General features: G+C 43.5%; 20 protein-coding genes and 1 pseudogene. 13 read left to right on the top strand and 8 right to left on the bottom strand.

Annotated elements, in window-relative coordinates:
- Positions 1-750 (top strand): hypothetical protein, encoded by a 750-nt coding sequence (locus AT710_05785; GenBank protein ID KUO91779.1) that lies wholly within the window; start codon positions 1-3, stop codon positions 748-750.
- A gap of 250 nt (positions 751-1000) precedes the next feature.
- Here the strand turns inward: AT710_05785 and AT710_05780 are convergent, their stop codons facing one another.
- Positions 1001-1813 (bottom strand): hypothetical protein, encoded by an 813-nt coding sequence (locus AT710_05780; GenBank protein ID KUO91778.1) that lies wholly within the window; start codon positions 1811-1813, stop codon positions 1001-1003.
- A gap of 289 nt (positions 1814-2102) precedes the next feature.
- Between AT710_05780 and AT710_05775 the strand changes: the two genes are divergently transcribed.
- Entirely contained in the window at positions 2103-2813 is a 711-nt protein-coding gene (locus AT710_05775) for a hypothetical protein (GenBank protein ID KUO91777.1), read from the top strand.
- Between the two features lie 22 nt (positions 2814-2835).
- Here the strand turns inward: AT710_05775 and AT710_05770 are convergent, their stop codons facing one another.
- From AT710_05770 to AT710_05760, 3 genes are read right to left on the bottom strand one after another with little or no spacing between them, the layout of a single operon-like run.
- Positions 2836-3570 (bottom strand): hypothetical protein, encoded by a 735-nt coding sequence (locus AT710_05770; GenBank protein ID KUO91776.1) that lies wholly within the window; start codon positions 3568-3570, stop codon positions 2836-2838.
- Positions 3571-3601: 31 nt separating this feature from the next.
- Positions 3602-3862, bottom strand: a complete 261-nt coding sequence (locus AT710_05765; GenBank protein KUO91775.1) for a hypothetical protein — start codon at positions 3860-3862, stop codon at positions 3602-3604.
- Positions 3846-4577: a hypothetical protein gene (locus AT710_05760; protein KUO91774.1), complete on the bottom strand. Its 732-nt coding sequence runs from the start codon at positions 4575-4577 to the stop codon at positions 3846-3848. Before AT710_05760 ends, AT710_05765 begins: the two co-directional genes overlap by 17 nt.
- 178 nt (positions 4578-4755) lie before the next feature.
- Between AT710_05760 and AT710_05755 the strand changes: the two genes are divergently transcribed.
- Positions 4756-5754 carry a hypothetical protein gene (locus AT710_05755; GenBank protein ID KUO91773.1) on the top strand — a complete coding sequence of 333 codons (999 nt, stop codon included), beginning with the start codon at positions 4756-4758 and terminating at the stop codon, positions 5752-5754.
- A 98-nt stretch (positions 5755-5852) separates the two neighbouring features.
- Positions 5853-6509 (top strand): hypothetical protein, encoded by a 657-nt coding sequence (locus AT710_05750; GenBank protein ID KUO91772.1) that lies wholly within the window; start codon positions 5853-5855, stop codon positions 6507-6509.
- Between the two features lie 78 nt (positions 6510-6587).
- On the opposite strand, the gene AT710_05745 is transcribed toward AT710_05750, so the two are convergent.
- The 4 genes and pseudogenes from AT710_05745 to AT710_05730 form a co-directional block, all read right to left on the bottom strand.
- Complete coding sequence (locus tag AT710_05745) at positions 6588-7631, bottom strand: arginosuccinate synthase (protein KUO91771.1); 1044 nt, start codon at positions 7629-7631, stop codon at positions 6588-6590.
- A gap of 126 nt (positions 7632-7757) precedes the next feature.
- Positions 7758-8087, bottom strand: a pseudogene (locus AT710_05740).
- A gap of 57 nt (positions 8088-8144) precedes the next feature.
- Positions 8145-8978, bottom strand: a complete 834-nt coding sequence (locus tag AT710_05735; GenBank protein KUO91770.1) for a methyltransferase — start codon at positions 8976-8978, stop codon at positions 8145-8147.
- Positions 8979-9063: 85 nt separating this feature from the next.
- Positions 9064-9534 carry a hypothetical protein gene (locus AT710_05730; protein KUO91782.1) on the bottom strand — a complete coding sequence of 157 codons (471 nt, stop codon included), beginning with the start codon at positions 9532-9534 and terminating at the stop codon, positions 9064-9066.
- Between the two features lie 149 nt (positions 9535-9683).
- On the opposite strand from AT710_05730, the gene AT710_05725 reads away from it, so the two are divergent.
- From AT710_05725 to AT710_05685, 9 genes are all read left to right on the top strand, one after another.
- Positions 9684-11438 (top strand): hypothetical protein, encoded by a 1755-nt coding sequence (locus AT710_05725; protein ID KUO91769.1) that lies wholly within the window; start codon positions 9684-9686, stop codon positions 11436-11438.
- Between the two features lie 160 nt (positions 11439-11598).
- Complete coding sequence (locus AT710_05720) at positions 11599-12015, top strand: 50S ribosomal protein L24 (GenBank protein KUO91768.1); 417 nt, start codon at positions 11599-11601, stop codon at positions 12013-12015.
- Complete coding sequence (locus AT710_05715; GenBank protein KUO91767.1) at positions 12012-12713, top strand: 30S ribosomal protein S4e; 702 nt, start codon at positions 12012-12014, stop codon at positions 12711-12713. The genes AT710_05720 and AT710_05715 overlap by 4 nt, the downstream gene beginning before the upstream one ends.
- Before the next feature lie 94 nt (positions 12714-12807).
- On the top strand, positions 12808-13305 hold the full coding sequence (locus AT710_05710) for a 50S ribosomal protein L5 (GenBank protein KUO91781.1): 498 nt from the start codon (positions 12808-12810) through the stop codon (positions 13303-13305).
- Positions 13306-13527: 222 nt separating this feature from the next.
- A complete protein-coding gene (locus AT710_05705) occupies positions 13528-14121 on the top strand; it encodes a DNA-directed RNA polymerase subunit E (GenBank protein KUO91766.1) in 594 nt (197 codons plus the stop codon).
- 71 nt (positions 14122-14192) lie between these two features.
- Positions 14193-14354, top strand: coding sequence for a DNA-binding protein (locus AT710_05700; GenBank protein KUO91780.1), 162 nt, complete (start codon positions 14193-14195; stop codon positions 14352-14354).
- A gap of 476 nt (positions 14355-14830) precedes the next feature.
- On the top strand, positions 14831-16027 hold the full coding sequence (locus AT710_05695; GenBank protein ID KUO91765.1) for an acetyl-CoA acetyltransferase: 1197 nt from the start codon (positions 14831-14833) through the stop codon (positions 16025-16027).
- Entirely contained in the window at positions 16024-16464 is a 441-nt protein-coding gene (locus tag AT710_05690; GenBank protein KUO91764.1) for a hypothetical protein, read from the top strand. The genes AT710_05695 and AT710_05690 overlap by 4 nt, the downstream gene beginning before the upstream one ends.
- Positions 16465-16675: 211 nt before the next feature.
- Positions 16676-17095, top strand: coding sequence for a hypothetical protein (locus tag AT710_05685; GenBank protein ID KUO91763.1), 420 nt, complete (start codon positions 16676-16678; stop codon positions 17093-17095).
- The last annotated feature ends 377 nt before the right edge of the window (positions 17096-17472 follow it).

The raw sequence follows: 17472 nt of genomic DNA, 5'->3' as shown, positions 1-17472 counted from the left end.
ATGGAGGAAAAAGCAAAGCTGGCTTCCATGGATGAAATAGTTGAGTCAGTCATAGATTCATTATCTCCGAGGGATATGCATGGCATGCGAATCCTAGTCACAAGTGGGCCCACTAGGGAGTACATAGATGGCACCAAGTACATCACTACTCCGAGCAGTGGATTAACTGGTTACTATATGAGCAGGGAAGCTGCTTCTCGCGGTGCCTCGGTAACGGTGGTAAGTGGGCCNGTCGATATTAGGTATCCAAGCCATGTAACGGTGATTCAAGTAACAAGCGTTTTAGAGATGTATGAGAAAGTAATTGAGGAAGTCAGTAAAACTAATTATGACATTGTGATACTGGCCGCCGCCCCTCTTGATTTTTACGTGAAGAATCGGATACAGGGGAAAATAGATAGCTCAATTAAAGAATTAAGCATTGAAATGGTTCAGGCGCCTAAAATCGCTGGGGACATAAAAAAGGTCTCGCCTAGGTCTTTTTTAGTGGGTTATAAGGCTGAAGTGGGTCTAGACAGGGAGGAAATAATTAGGAGGGCCATAAAGAGAATGATAGAGGGCAATTGGGACATGGCGCTAGCACATAATGTTAGCAATGGCTTGGGCTTTGGAACGCGGCAGGACTCATACATAATCATATATAGGGATGGCTCCATAATTGATACCGGGGTAATGGATAAACGCGAGTTAGCGAAACTAGTTTTGAACAAGGTAATTCAAAAATTGAGGGATAATCCACGTCATGAATAAAGAAACCATAAACCCGGCCTTTAGGGCCTTTGGAGTAATATTCTAATAGGATCCACTAATGCGTCCTTCCCTTATCAATTAGATGCGGCACAGAATGAATGGCAAGCCCCTTCCGTTTAGGGCGGAGGCATTTTGGCTTTCCCATAATACCAATTCCTGTCTCCATAATGGAAGGCAATCATCCCTGCGGGATTCCTTTAACGGGGTCTAAGATAAAACCTAGCCTATATTGGGTCAATGATAATTTATATTAAGTCAATGCATGAATGGTTCTTGATAGTTTATACCTAGCATAGTACCACTTCATTCGCCACCCCATATCAAGCAATCTACTGCCTAGCTCTGCATGCGCCGTGGCCACCAGTAATGGGTGGTAACTTGGATCAGATCCATGATGCTTATGGCTGCTTGCTACTATGAATGGCGTTATCCTAAATCCACTATAATAATATAGCATTCCCAGCGTAGTTTCGTCGCTTATGAATCTCCTGATGCCGNCATCTATATTATTTAATGCATCGCTTAGCTTATTAAGAACGCCATAATTAATTGATTCCAAAAGGGCTCTGCTCAGCCTTACTCCCTGCTTTGGTCCAAGAAAGAATACTCCCCTCCATTTACCCATAACTCTATACCCAAATACCTCGGGATTATCCTGCAGCTTAACGCTTCTCGAGAGGAATCGTTGTCGATCATTTTTTCTATCCCAAGTCTCGCGGTCTAGCACGGTATAGAACATATATTTATGCACTAATTCGGCATCCATTTTCATTAATTCCTTATCGATCACATTGTCACTGTCGATCACTAATGCATCTAAGTCCTCGCTCTTGGCATCCCGAATTATTTGCAGAAAAGTTGAATTACGATCCCGCCAATTACCTGCCCTAATCTCTATGCCTGTTTCAGCGAGTAGTTGAGATAATATCCTGTGCTGCATTGGATGGAACACATTATCAATATAGGCAATTCCCCGCTCCACTTTCAATAAATCCATATTCAACAAGAAATATAGAAGCAGCTCGTGAATGCGGTAAAACGGCAGATATGTTATCAATATCATTGAATTCAAGATAGNGAACCATTTAATAATATTTTCGTTAACATCTTCTTACGCATAATACATATTTATTTAGTCCCTAAGGAGTCAGTAAATCCCGATATGTTTCCATTATTCCCTACTTCTTTCGCCTTAAGGACAGAACCTCTCATCTATGCTATAGAGGCAATGAGCAGATTATGGTAGTTACACCAGAAAGATGGCGCATCATAAAAATCCAAATATTCCAGGGGTCTTCTAGATGAAGCAAAAAAGACAAACTTATTAGTTAGCATTAAGGCTTTGCAAATAAATGAGGATAGCCGTGGTTCAACCCCTCTCCGATTTAAGCAATGCTATTAAGTTGATTATAGAGGCGATCAATCATGGTTCTAATGTAATATTTTTGCCTGAGAAATGGATGGACAATGGAATTTCAGCGATTAATGAAATAATGGGAATCAGCTCATCGTTTGATGGAGTAATCATCCCAGGCGCCTTTGAATTAGATGGGGAAGTAAAGGCACCAATAATTATTAAGGGGCAAATAATTGATTGGGCCCATAAATCTCACTTAACTGNAACTGAATCAACTAGATTATACCCAGGTCCTGGGCCTCTATTATTGAATTATCGTGGAGCTAAGCTAGGCATAATGATATGCTATGATGCTGACTTCCCAGAAATAGCGCGAATCTTGGCATTAAATGGCGCATCCCTTTTCCTCGTGCCATCAAAAATAGTGAACCGCGGCATTAATATGTGGCGAACCTATATTCTTGCTCGATCGCTGGAGAACCGCATTCCCCTCCTTAATGCGAATGCCCTAATTCCACCACTATTCCTAGGCGGCTCTAGGGTAATTGATTTACGGGAGGAGGACGGCATAATAGTGCCAATGGAGCAAGTCCTAGGAAGTGCACCTGGAGTGATTTATTATGATTATGATGGCTCCATGAAGCCTTATAGAGAGAAAAGAATGCGTGAATTAAGGGATTATAGAGTGAATGAGATCGCCATCTAACAATTCNCTCCTGCTCAATCAATTAACATATGGCAATGAATTCCTCGCCATCAATCACAGAGCTGCAACCCAGGTTTTTCGTTAATCGCATTGCCTCTTCATAATTAATTGCTGCTGGAGGCGTTAAGTGCTCGCCCCATATAATCGATCTACCGACCTCCTTAAGCTTAGCCATTATGTTAATCGCCTGCTCCCTATATAATGCATGCATTATCACGACATAATCAAAGCCGTATCTAAGCGGCGGTTCATTAAATGAACCAACAATTACATCTGCATCGCGGCCCTCATGCTCGCTGCACTTGAGTAATCCCATCAATGAGTAAATTGATTTATCCATGCCTACCAAGTACCCATCAAGCGAGAGCAAGTACCTGCCTGTGCCTGCGGCGGCATCCAATATCCTTCCATTCCTCACATAACGCCTCAACCTCTCTGGGGGAAACCTCCCCGACTTATCGCATATGTGTTGCATCACCTCATTCAGTGCCATGCCCATGGGTCTAGTCCTCAGCAATTCACGTATTGTGGAATTCGATATATACACTCCAATTCCCCTAAACACCATTTCTGACACGAACCATGGACTTGACTTACCCATATAGATCAACGCTGGTTTCAGAGATAGAATTGCAGCTATATTATCGTAGCCGCCGGGTAATTCCAGCCACTCGCCCTCAACTAATGCCCATCGAGCCACTCCGAACCCCGCCACTGGCCTATCGATATCACGGCTAACTCCGAGAAAAACGCTCACGCTTATAATTCGTACAGAACATTAATAATACTTACCTTGATCGCTTAATTGCTTGGATCTCCATCAAGTCGGTCATCAATACCTCGGCCGTGGTTCTGGATGGGCCTGCGGGTCCCCTTAGCGTTATCATATCGTCCCCCACGCTTATCTCAATTGCATTATAATTGCCGTTCACGGATGCCAGTATTGAATCATTATTAACGGGAATTATTGAGACCGTGAGCCTCCCCTTGAGGAAATCAGCCCACGCCACTTGCTTGAATCGCTTTCCCTCCTTAATGGCTCCTAACATCATCCTCATTCACGTTAAACCCGGTCAGCTTGACGTCCCGCAGCGTGGATTTAAAACCCAACTCATTAGCCAATATAACTAATTTAGCCCCGGCATCCCAGCCATCTAGATCAATGCGCGGATCAGGTTCAGCTAATTTCTCCTTCACCGCGAGATCAATGGCATCCCGAGATGATGATCCGCCCTCTATCTTAGTTAAAACGAAATTGGTGGTTGCATTCAGGACCGCTTTAATGTCCCTCACGCTCCTGCCCCGTAGACCCCTCACTAGATCTATTGCGGGGGTACCGGCCATGACTGTGGCCCTATATCGTATTTGTGCATCATTATCGTTAGCCAACTTCAATAATCCAGAGAAATCAAGCGCTAGTCCAGTCTTATCGGCAGTGATTATGCTTATTCCATTTGATAATAATTTCCTATAAATCCCTAAATTAGGTTCACCGGAGCCATAATTGGGCGGTATGGACACCACGGCGACATCTATATTGGCGCTGATCAAGTCATCTATGTTAATTCCCCCGGTTCCATTATATATGCCCTTATTTACATAATTCATTATTTCATCCCTATCCATGCAATTCCCCACGCCGTTACCCATTACCCCGCCCCTCGATGCTATTATGGCCACAACGCAGTGAATCGAGTTTGACCCTACTAATAGCCTTGCAAAGTCTTTACCTACATTCCCAAACCCTATTAATCCTAGCCTCACGGTTACTAAAGCCCACGCAGCTTATTAATGCATTCCCGTTCCAACACTGGACTTGATAGAAACGAGCACCCCGCTCCGTTTAGGCGAGGAGGGAGGCCAATTTCATATCTGTTTCTCATTAAAGGAACGATAAGATTCCAGAAAAGCCCTAATTAACTAGCCGGAGTTAGGCCTATTCATGCGAGGAAAAATATTACTCCTAACAATGATGGCGTTGCTGGCAATAGCGATTAGTTTACATGCAGCCAGCAATACGACTGCACCGCTTAACTCCTCGGCTCCTCCACCAACTCCAACTAACTCCACCTCAACTAATTCCACTATTAGTAACTCGACGCAGGCCCAGAACTCTACGTGCGTTGCTGCGCTGGTTCATGTCACATTGAGTCAACTCTTCTATGAGAGGGTCTATCCGTTGGCTAATTCCACTCATAATAATGAATCATTGATGTTATTGAGTGAAGCGAAGAATCTAACCACAACTGCCGAGAAACTGATAAATGAATCACAATGCTTCACTGCATTAAAGGATGCAATAGAGGCAATTCACTTGGAGCAAAAGGCATTCGTGTTGACAATTCATTCAGGGCACATAAATGGTGAAATCGCTGGATTACTTGCTCAAGCCAATCAAGAGAAGAGGGAAGCCGCCGTATTATTACGGGAGGCAACTGCATTCAATGCGACTGGGATTATGGGCAATTTAACCCAGATATTGGGTGAACTAAATAATATAACTTCATATCTGAAGACCGGCAACTTAAGTTCAACTAATTTAACTGGAATTAAGGCGGAACTTAGGGCTATACGTGCGGAGTTGAACTTCATTAGGCGCGATATAGTTAAGGAAAAAGTGCTTGAGGCAGCTGCAAACAGGGTAATGCTTAGGGCGTCTCTCTATATTAATTCCACCTCCGCATTCTACAATAATACTGGAAATAGCTCCGCCGCATACAAGAGACTTGAGCATCTATATAATGATGTTTACAGGGCATATAACTTGTTGCTAATGCATGGACTTAACGATACTCAAATATATCAAGTGCTTCAACAATTGCAATCCGCATTAGCTAATGGGCCTCAGGGCATAGGCAATTCTCTGGACCACTTAAGGCATGCGGTTCATGTGCATGGCAGCCACGGTGGATCCGGCCACGGCAAACATGGCCATCCATAGTATAATTGAATATTAAACTAAAAAATAATGGCATTCTTTGAAGCTATCTCGATTATTGCTCAACAAGTTTATAAAATTCGGGATTATTGCGTGATTTAATGATATTTAATAGGGAGCTTTCGCTGGTTTATGATGCATCTGGACGCAGTTTAACCGAGTTTCTGATTCAGATAAACGATGATAAACCCGGCATATTGGCCGCATTAAGTAACGCCTATGCCGATCACGGAATAAACATTATCAATATATCATACAATAGAAACCAAAAAATGATACATATAATAGCAGATATAAGCGAGAGCGATATAGGCATGGGAGATTTAGAGAATCTTCTAAGGAAATTCTCGTTTGTGGCTAATGTAGTTGAGAAGCCTCTTGAAAATGATTCTCACCTTGTTCCTAGCCTATCATTACCAACCTTCTGGGGTAAACGAATAGTGGCCATTGACATGGCTCTCCTCACGCACATTAGTGAGGTGATATCGGGAGTGCTTTTTGAAATGGGTAAACTGGATAAGTTAAGGCTCGGCCCCAGTTTTTCTCCGCAACTGCTTAAGCTAGTTCAACTAAGGGGCTTGGCAAGGGTTGAGATTTTCATGATTGGTTCCACAATAAGGGCTCGGCTCTGTAATGAGGATGGCTTGGATTTAGCGATGAGTTACTTAAAGGGATTATTGCTTGAAATTCCGCATAGAGTAAATGAGAGAAAGAATGGGGAGGCCTGCATAGAATTAGAGTTGACAAAGAGCCAGTAAGTCCCGCCCCTCCTAAGGGAGGAGGCCGCTGGTTACTGCCACTTTAAACGCCATTAACCTCTTTTACGCCGAGGACAATTAAGGATTCTGATTACTGGGTTTATCAAGATCGCTGTGCTTCATTTCCTGGTGAGGATTCAGTAATGCCTTGGATTTAGCAATGTAATCCAGTAGTCCCGCCTTTTCAAATAATTCGCATACCCTGCATACCTCCCTGGATGATGGGTAACCGCAATATTTGCACTTATATAGATTGGGCTCCACATTGTTTCTAACCAACCTTGATAAGTTATCGCCAAATGATACCAGTGAGTACTTTATGTTTGGATTATCATGCTCCATCCTGGCTAATGTGAATTTAAGCTTGTACCTAGGATTTGTGTATACATATGGGCACTCAAGCTCCATTAATGGAATGCCATGGTAATGCGCATATATCGCTATTTCCTCCTCCCTGAGGAACCTAAGCGGTTTTATCCTGGGTATGAATTTTTCCTCATCAACATCATTTTCAGGAGTGGCGCCAAACCATGCAAATCTCTTAACATCATTGCCAATCACGTTAAGCATGACTGTTTGCGCCTCATCATCTATATTATGCCCGGTCGCTATTTTCGTTAAGCCATGCAATTTCCCAATTATATTCATCGCTCTTCGACGCAGCACGCCGCAAATAGTGCACATGTGGGTTTGGTCGCCCTTGCTCCATAGGCCCTGCGATATATCTGATGCTGTGTATCCATATATATCCCTGAAGGAGAAGGTCTTATACTCTATCCCATTCTCATCAGCTATCTTCTTCACTATATCAACTCTGNTCATTCTATAGAAGCAGCTAAATGGCTGCCCCTCATTTATGCTGAAGGCCATTAAGTACGTGTCCTTCGGGATTTTTCCCTGCCTCCTGAATATGCCTAATATATGCATCAATACTAGGCTATCCTTGCCTCCGCTCACAGCTATACCTATCCTGTCTCCACTTGTTATTAATTTATAACGCCTAATAGTCTTGAGAACGGTGTTCTCCATTTCCCTAAATAAGCAGTTGAGGCATAGCGATTCGCCGCTTGATGCCCTATAGAAAGCCGCCTCCCTCCTTCCACATCTGGTACAGGTAACCATTTAATGATCCCGACCAGCCACTGGATTAAATAATTTGATTAGCAGTTCAACGGAATTAATCTAGATATACTCGTCTCCAATATTATCATAGCCATATGATGGCCCATAATCCATTAATAATTTCGCCATTATATTGAGGCCTTCATCGCCGAACATTTTGCCTATTATATATATATGTTGACGTATTAAGTCGTACTTCATTTCATCACTTATGGTTAACTTATATACATATTNCCTTGCATTATTAACCNTTTTCTGCCGCTTGGAGACTAATCCCCTCGTGTATAATCTGCTCAGAACAGTCAATATGGTTGTGTATGCCGTTTTCCTACCTGTCTTGTTTAATTCATTCCAGATCTCATTTGCGGTAGCTTCCTTTAGTCTGCCAAGTATTCCAATTATGTCAGCCTCAAGTGGGCCAATGGTGAGTAGTCTCTTCTTTTCTACGCTGGTCATTAGAATTATTTTTCTCCCCTTGTAGTTTAAATATATTTCCCTCGTTAATCAACGATATCACGATAATCTAATATCAATGCGTACCTTATACATGTATGGAGCATACTCTCTAACTATTTTTCTACTGACTATATTGCAATTAACTCCAGTCTCTATACAATTGCTTGAAACTATAGATTCAGCCTCCCGCCACGGGTCCTTCTCGCTGCCCGTGTGATAGAAATGTATAATGCCGCCATTAACGACGCAAGACAATGCATTTTTAAAATACTGGGCGGCTCCCAGGGGAAGCGTCATTATAACCCTATTAAATCCACTTCCAGCAGCATCACAGAAGTGCCTCACATCATCTTCAATCGGTATGACTTTTCCCTTAGCCTTATTGAGGATCACATTCTTCTCCAGATATTGGACAGCCACGGGATTTAATTCAACCGCATGGATCGAAAAAACATGAGGCTGATTTTTCAGTATTGCAAATGCGTATGGACCAGCGCCGGCAAATAGATAAGCAATGGATTCCCCAGGCTTAACTAGAAGCGATAACTCGAGTCTATCGCTTTGATCCCTAGGCGAGAAAAATACCTTAGTTGGATCAATTAATAATCTATACCCCANCTCCTTATGTATAACCTCGGTTGGTCCAGGCACCAGCACCTCTGTTTCATATAGCCTAAATGTACCTTGCCTAGCACCGCTTCTCCTGATTACTGCCCTCAGATTCTTGTTTAACTTAAGCAGTGCACTTGCTATTTCATGCTTATAGGCCTCCAGCTCCGGCGGAATCTCTATGATTGCCACTGCCCCCNCCCTTGAACCAATTATGTCGAAGCTATTGGGGACCAAGTTCCTCAATTCGCTTGGAACATTAACTGCATCCCTAAGCCGCATTACTATTTGATCTATTTTCTAGACATTATAAATATGACTGAGTTTAACATGGAATCTCGAGAGAAGCGGTTTTATTATTGCTGGTTTAGAGGAATCTCGGTATCTCCCTTCTCTCCGTTTGTTGTTGGGGAACATTTTGAGCATTGCCTTTCTGCTCAAAATATAATCTAAGCAGCTCAGGAACAGCATTCTCTACATCCATTTTCTTAAGCAGCTCCATGTATGAGCCAGTATGTTCGACATCTACCTGAATAAATGAGACCGCTATTTGCCTCAGCTTCTCCTCTAGCTCCTTCAGCATATCTATGGTCATGACCGATGTTATCAATGGATTGCTTAGCCACGACTCAAAGTCCTTAACCGTCCTCTCTATATAGAAGAGCATTGCTTGAGCCGAAAGCAATAGCGCGAAGCGGTCCTGCGATGAAGCGTAGTCCCCATACTTATTCAAGTCATCCAGAAGCTTCTTCTGACCATAAATCCATCCCTCCAATCTATTAACTAGTCCCCTAATATGATTCTTTATCTGCCCCTCAACAGTTTCTTCGTTTTCCATGATGCCATAATATAGCTCCTCATTATTAAACCTTTTTGTCTTGGTCAAGCTGCATAACGCCCCATTGGTTCCCGGGAGCGAGGTCCTCATCAACTATGAAGACATGTAAACGCAACGTTAAAAATCCCGTCGATTTTTACATTGATCTAATGCCCAGGGAACTTGAGCGCGGCTACAGGATTTTGTTTAATGGAAAAGGCAAGTATTTTAGGCCAATGGGCATCTCAATTGTATTAGTGCTTTCAGTGGCTATGTCTCTATATTCTGGTTTATCCATAATTCAATCGCTAATAATAGGCATTATTTACTTGTTGGCGATAATTGGGACGCCGTATCTGATCAAGTTGCTTGTGCATGGTGTTGGCTCCTATAAGATGTACCTCACTATTTCGCTGGTAATGTACATGGAATCGGCCGTAATAGATTTCATATTGACATTGATTAGGCATGTGCCTATGGTTATGGTTGGAGTCATGATAATGCTTCCCCTNACATCAACGACGATAACATTGCTTCGGAACCCAGGCAATAATCAATCGATAATGAGTTATCTCTGGGATTTAAGCAAGTTATTTGCAGTGCTGCTCATATTTCAACTAATGGCATACACATTCATATTGGACAGAATAATAGTAGGGCTTAGGGCGATTGGAATAATCAGCATAGATGCTTCAATGTTTCTCCTGTCAATATTAATCGAATTATTGGTGCTTGGCAGGCACAAGTCAATTGGAACATTTGATTACCTCGGAATGTTTGGCACATACATATATTCCATAACGGTTCAAGATGGATCATTCTTTGAGGAAGCCCTCTCAGCTAGGTCAGTGAGAACCAAGGTAAAGACACACATAATTAAGTTGGCCGGCTATGATAATGCATTCCTCGTGATCCCATACTTCCACGGCGGTCCAATAAGGAATGTGGGCGGAGGAGAGATAATTCCTAGAATCATGGAGCTTGGAAGAAANGCCAATGCGCTGCTTATATATGTGCATGGAGTGGGAAGCCACGAATTAGACCCAGTGTCCAAAAGCGATGTGGATCAAATACTTAGATCAATCAATGATGCGCTGCTCCACATGAGGGACGCCGCTATTGCTCCGGTGAAGGCAATACCATTCACTACAGTAATTAAGGGAGACATAAGGGCATCAGCCATTCCATTAGGCGAGAAAACAATGGTAATAGTGTCCCGCATAAATAAGTCCACTGATGATATACCGCTACGCGNTTATGAGGAGCTACATCGGGAACTTGGATCAATGCTTGATAATTACATGCTTGTCGATGCACAGAATGGCTTTGGCAATGATAATTCCTGGAGCGATGATGATGTGAAGGACTTAGCTGAGGCAATTAAGGAGCTGGAGAGGACGCCGCGCGTTGAGTCTCCATTATTGATGGGCATAGGTCACATAGATTCCAGTGACATTAGCGCTGATCCAGCTGAGATAGGTAGTGCCGGCATATTCATCATGATAATTGAGTTTGCCGGGAAAAGATGGCTACTTATAAATATTGATGGAAATAACATAACTCCCAGACTAAATGAGCAGTTGATCAGCGAGTTGAGGAATGGTTTTGATCAAGTCATTATAATAACCACCGATAACCATCAGTACACAGGATCATTTGGGAAATTAGGGTATAAGGTGGTGGGCGAATCCATTGATCCGAACGAATTGATAACAAAAATCCGAGAAACCATTCCGAAAATAAATACCGCCATGGTGATGCCAATTCATACGGAGGTAGAGACCGAGGTTAAGGTGATTGGAGAAGATGGATTTAGAGGCATGGTTGAGGCAGCCGCAAGATCATTAAAGGAAGCCCCGAAATTCGTTTTCCTGTACCTGGGTCTCCCCTTAATACTGGCATTAACATTATCTCTATTAATATAGGGATGTAATATAGGGATGAGTCCAATTGGCACGTATTTAGGGATTCGCCCAATTATGTTCATGCTTTACTCGATTAGGCGGTGAATTTGAGCGATTGACTATCCTTTGATGCTGGCTGTGTAGCGATAAATTCTTAAACTTAGGCTTATGGGCTTTGAAGATGGTCTCGAGTCAGCCGAGGAAGCAGAGGAAGAGGCGACTGAATGCCTCGTGGTATGAGAAGCGTAGGTTTCTAATTGCGCCGTTATCTAAGGATCTGCGAAAGCAATATGGAGTGAAGAGATTAGTTGTGAGGAAGGGGGATACTGTGGTGGTTATGAGGGGTGATTATAAGGGGATAAGGGGTAAGGTATTATCGGTTAATTATAGGAAGGAAAGAATAACTATTGAGAATGTTTCATCGAAGAGAGCTAATGGCGAGGTCATTTATCATCCAATTCATGCATCTAAGGTAATGATAGTTGAGTTAGACACCAGTGATAAGCGCAGGATGAATGCGATAGGGAAGAGGAAAGCCGTTGGGGCGGTGTCCGGCGGCGNGGAAGTAATAGTTCCTCAACAAGGTGGTTCATCGTGACCCACTTAAGGAGATCAATGGCGCCTGGTTGGTGGCCCCTAGAGAAGGGGTATTCATGGACTGTTAAGCCAAATCCAGGTCCCCACAGCGTATCCGAGAGTTTGCCATTGGGTTTAGTTCTAAGGGATTTATTGGGTTACGTAACTACGCTGCAGGAGGCCAGGCGGGTGCTTGGCGCTAATTATGTTAAGGTGGATGGCAGGATAAGACGGGATTACCAGTATCCAGTTGGTGCAATGGATGTAATTGAATTGGTGCCCACGGGTGAATTATTCAGGGTTCTTCCGGATCCAGTTAAGTTCTTGAGAGTCATTCAGATACAGGGAGAGGAGGCTAACGTCAAGCTAAGGAGAGTAGAAAATAAGACATCGATGAAGGGCGGCAAGGTTCAATTGAATTTCAATGATGGAACCAATGTCGTGGTCGATGATGCCAAGGATTATGGGACCCTCGGATCCGTTTTATTCTCGCTGAGGGAGGGTAAGATACTTGATTATATCCCAGTTAAACCCGGCAATTACGCGTTAATATTTAGGGGCAGCAATGCTGGTAGGCATGGTGTATTGAAGTCAATTATCCAGACGATGCGTCGCAGGGAGGCCATAGTTTCAATTAATAGTGAGGGAATAGAATATAGAACTGTCCTAGACCATGTATTGATGATAGGCAGGGATTCGCCGTTGGTGAGGGTGAACTAGGATGCCGGTCATAGATATAGCATCGCTTGATTTAAAGACTATTACGCCGGAATCATTGGATTGGCATCGCTTCGTGTTGCCTGCCGATAACCCCATGAGATCAATTAGGATCGATAAGGTGGTGGTTAATATGGGGGTTGGTCAAAGCGGGGAGAGGCTTGAGAAGGCAGCCAATGTCCTCAAGGAATTAACGGGTCAAGACCCGTCTTATAGGAAGGCTAAGAAATCGATAAAGGATTTCGGAATACGCAAGGGAGAACATATAGGGGTGGCCGTTACTCTCCGTAGAGAGAGAGCGATTTGGTTCCTGCTTAAGTCGCTTGCAGTAGTCGACTTCACCCTAAGGCGGAGCGGTTTTGATAATTATGGTAATGTTAGTTTCGGGATAGCGGAGCACATATTAATGCCTGGCGCTCGTTATGATCCAGCCGTGGGTATTTGGGGCTTCACCGTAACTACTGTGCTGGCGAGGCCCGGCATGAGAGTTCAATACAGGCGTAGGATGAGGCATGAAGTCGGCAGGAAGCAGAGGGTATCCAAGGATGAGGCAATAAAGTTCTTCACCGACGTGATAGGGGTTAGGGTAATCTAATAAATACTGCCAATCCTGCCCTTTAAGTGTAGGTACTTCGTCCCCTTGCTGGATTTATAGTTCTTTGTTATCATTTTTACGGTTCTTGGGCAAGAAATCTTCGAAGCTTTGGTGAGGAGGGCATGTCTGTAGGTAACTAAGGATAGGCCATCTTTAGGCGTTNACAATGCCTCATCTATTCTTCTTCAAAAAATTTTTAAATAATAGGTTCAAGAATGGCAAGTGTTCAGGATAGTTTCTGTCAGGGATTATATACGAGTACCCCCAACTAAGTTTGGGGAGCCAATAGACAAGATAGCTGTGGAGCAGTTAAGGGAGCTATATGAGGGGAGGGTCGAGCGTGACTTAGGAATATTCGTTACTGTATTTGATATAAAGATAAATAAGAGGGGCATAGTTATGTTTGGAGATGGAGGTGCCTATCATAGGGTGGAATTCAAGGCACTCGCATTTGTTCCGTTAATTAATGAAGTCGTGGAGGGCGAGGTCGTGGATACGCATGATTATGGGGCATTCATCAGGATTGGACCAGCTACTGCATTCATGCATAAAACACAAATAGCAGATGAGAATGTGATTCATTATGATAGGCAAAGCAAGATATTCATAATAGGGGAGAAAACTCCTGAAAAAACGCCTAGAAGACTTGGAAAGGGCGATATAGTTAGGGCTAAAATAGCTGGCGTCAGTTACTTCTCTACGTCAGATGGTAATAGGGTAAACATATCGCTAACAGCTAGACAGCCGTTTCTGGGTAAGTTAGAGTGGATAGATGAGGAGCTTCAAAAGAAGAAAATTAAGCCGCAGCAACGGTGATTAATGTGTCGAGGCGTAGATTCACCGGCAAGAGACACTTATCCGGCTACAAGGCTTGTAGGAACTGTANAATGATTGTTCCAGACGATGCAGAAACTTGCCCAAACTGCGGCTCCACTGATTTCAGTAATGAATGGAATGGATTAATAATAGTAATTGACGCGGATAAGTCATGCATGGCTAAATCCCTCGGATTAAGTAAACCAGGAATGTATGCAATAAATGTAGTATAATTCAAGGACTTCACTTAAAAACTAAGAATCCTAGTTCCTTAGGGTTCGGCGAATCATCAGCTTAACCCGATATATGTATCATGCATTCGAAGNACTCATCACTTATAAAAGAGGGATTTCAAGGGGGCGTAAAAACTCGCCCTTCAGTGCGGGGGAGAAGGTCAGGTATTGCGTTAATGTTAAATATTGGAAGTGCTTCCTCCGTTTATGCCCATCACATATAAGTGTAAGTTCTGTGGCTTCGTGCTTTATAATGATGATACCAAGATTAAGTCTCATGAAAGCATTAAAAAGCAATGGGGATACATGTGCCCAGTATGTATGAGTCCCCTTAATGAGAAAAGCAATTCAATTAAGTGGGTGTTTCAATAGGGCGATGCTTGATTGGTTAATCAGGTCAAAGNGATCCACATTTAAATCTTGGGGATTTAGGTTCCTGAAAAATGCTTATTAACATTAATTAATCCAGCTAATTAATGCGGGACGTTGCTGTTGTTGGGGTGGGTCAATCCCGATTCGGCAAGAGAAATGATGTAAATCTACAGGAACTGGCTTGGGAAGCCGTGAGGGAGGCGTTGAGTGATGCCAAGTTAAGCCAGAAGGATATTCAGTACTCAGTGGTTAGTAATATGGGTCTCTGGTCCGCCGAGGAGTTGCCCGCCGTTACTATAAATGAGTATTGTGGATTAACGCCAACCGGTAGCCATAGAGTGGAGGCCGCGTGCGCATCTGGTAGTGCTGGAATTACTTCTGCTTATAATATGGTTGCCAGCGGTGCCGTTGATATAGCCATAGCCATAGGTATTGAGAAAATGAATGAATCGCCAACCGATACCGTGGTCGAGTTAATCGGCCGCGCCGGGTACTACTTATGGGAATTCGAGAACTTTGGCTTAACTTTTCCAGGCTATTATGCCCTACACATGAATGCATACATGGCTCAATACGGTGCGACGGAGGAAGACTTCTGCAAGGCCGCNGTCAAGGCTCATCACTATGGTTCACTTAATCCTAAGGCTCAATTCAGAAATGAAATAACAGTGGAGCAGTGCCTATCAAGCAAGTACGTCGCGTGGCCAATTAAGCTATATGACGCTAGCCCAATAACTGACGGCGCCGCAGCCGTCATACTTGCAAGTGGAGAAATCGCACGAAAAATAACTGATACGCCAATCTGGATACGCTCGATAGGTTATGCAACTGGCTCCGCTAACCTTACCAAGAGACTTGACTTCACCGGTCTTGAGGCGGCTCGTAGAGCAGCGGAGGCGGCGCTTAGGCGGGTTGGCTTGGAGAGGAGGGAGGCGTGGCGGCATTTCGATGTTGCCGAGGTTCATGATTGCTTCACGATTGCTGAGGTCATGGCGTACGAGGACTTAGGAATAGCTGAGAGAGGCACTGGGATACAATTGATTAGGGATGGTCAGACATATAAGGGAGGCTTGCTTCCGGTTAACTTGGATGGAGGTTTAAAGGCGAAGGGCCACCCAATAGGTGCAACGGGTGTAAGCATGATTGCTGGATTAACTGATCAATTGCTTCAGAGAGCGGAGCCCCGGGAGCGGCAGGCCGATATTAGGAGGGGATGGGCTTTGGCTCACAATGTTGGCGGCACCGGTCATTATGCATATATTACCCTATTATCCCTAGATCGCGAGGGGACCCCAGCATGATTGTGGTTGATAAGGATGGGAATGTCATGCTCCAGAGCGAAAGGGAGTTAAGGTTGAGATACGTGATTTCAATTAATAGAATCAAGAAGTTCTTTGATGGATTAAGCGAAGGGAAAGTTTACTATACTAGGTGCAAGAAGTGTGGCGCCAAGTATTTCCCGCCGCAGGCCGATTGTCCATCATGCGGCTCAAGCGACATGGAGTGGCTCCCCATAAGTGNACCGGGCAGGTTAATTGCCTTCACCATAATAAATGTGAAGCCATCCACGTTTAATGGTTCTGATTATGCAGTTGGCGTTGCTAGGTTTGGAGATATAGGGGTAGTTGCTTGGATTGAGGGGGAGCCGGATTCTTTAAGGAACTCAGCAAGGCCGGGCAGTGAGGTTGAGCTTGTGGTGCATGATAATAGATACTGGCTTCGGTTCCTCAGCAAGTAAATATTTAACCCAATTCTATAAATAAATTATTTATTTAGCACTAATCTATATGTGTAGTTATTGCTACACGCTCAGGAGGAGCTAGCCATGTTTCAAATAGTCTTGCATAGCCATTTATTTGATTGGACTATGGTTAACTAAATATATTATAGTTACTTATATAAAATGGTGCCCGAAAGATATAAAAAGGTTTATTCAGTATACTATAACTATGAATGCGATAGACTTAGTAAAGAGAGAGCCGATATATGTAAAGAAAGGAACGCCAGCCATAGAGGCCGTGAGGCTAATGTCCAAAGCCAATACCGGCCTTGTGGTTATCATAGATGAGACCGGCAAGGTATCCGGAGTAGTAAGCGAGAGGGACATAATACGGGCTATGGCTAATGGAATTGATCCATCCACGCCGGTTGATCGCATCGGCACAATGGGCTCCATAGTTAAGGTACATGAGAAGGACCCAATACTCAAGGTGGCTGCACTAATGGCTGAGCGAAATGTTCGGCACGTGGTGGTGGTTGATGACGATAACAAACTTAGGGGAGTAATATCCATAAGGGACCTACTGCGGGAGTACGATGCATTAAAGGAGCTAGCCAGGAAACCATTAATACCACAAACCAAAGAATGATCTTTATTTAAAAATAAAGATTTTTCTATTTTTAAAAGGATTAAATAAAAATTGATTTTCCAATACATCGCCTTCCCCATCTTTTTCTATTTCCAAATAATGCGGTTTCTAATCGTTTAATAATGGGTTAGATTATCTTTTCCTCGAATACCTTGGATGGTTCCTTCATCCGGAGAACCACGAGTGCGGCTATGCAGCTCATCCCGGCGGCCCCAATCATTCCTATTATATTTATCATGGCATACTCCATGAGTATTGAGATTGGTATGGAGACCTCATATATATATGAGGTCTCCATACCAATCTCAATACTCATGGAGTATGCCATGATAAATATAATAGGAATGATTGGGGCCGCCGGGATGAGCTGCATAGCC

This window comes from Thermocladium sp. ECH_B (genome assembly GCA_001516585.1).
Lineage (GTDB): Archaea > Thermoproteota > Thermoprotei > Thermoproteales > Thermocladiaceae > Thermocladium.
This window is presented reverse-complemented; position numbering and strand designations above follow the sequence as displayed.